Below are 474 nucleotides of genomic sequence, written 5' to 3' on the forward strand. Positions count from 1 at the left end.
GCCCACATCGGCGGTTAACTGAGGCGCATCGTTGGTGCCTGTCACGGTAATGGTTAAGGTATTGGTTTGGTTGACCGTGCCGTCGCTCGCGGTGTAGGTGAACACCACTTCCGCGGTCGCTTCTGTTGCCAACGCTTGAGAATCACTGCCGTCCGCCACAAAGCTGTAACTACCGTCAGCACGAATGGTCAATGTGCCGTAATCATTGCTGATCACCGTGTCGCCACTCTCTGCCACGGCGGTCGCGGTGCCCGTGGTACCGTTCAAAATACCCGTGACGTTCAATGAGTCACCATCGACATCGGAGTCATTGGCCAAAACGCCTTGTTCTGCACTGACCGTTAAGGTCGCGTCTTCATTCACCGCGCCCACATCGGCGGTTAACTGAGGCGCATCGTTGGTGCCTGTCACGGTAATGGTTAAGGTATTGGTTTGGTTGACCGTGCCGTCGCTCGCGGTGTAGGTGAACACCAC

The 474-nt window shown here is 56.3% G+C and carries 1 protein-coding gene; it reads right to left on the reverse strand.

Annotated elements, in window-relative coordinates; translation table 11 throughout:
- Positions 1–474: VCBS domain-containing protein (locus tag AB4161_RS22530; RefSeq protein ID WP_372084361.1), on the reverse strand; the 474-nt coding region annotated here is incomplete at both ends.

This window comes from Vibrio sp. 10N.286.51.E5, from assembly GCF_041469125.1.
Lineage (GTDB): Bacteria > Pseudomonadota > Gammaproteobacteria > Enterobacterales > Vibrionaceae > Vibrio > Vibrio crassostreae_C.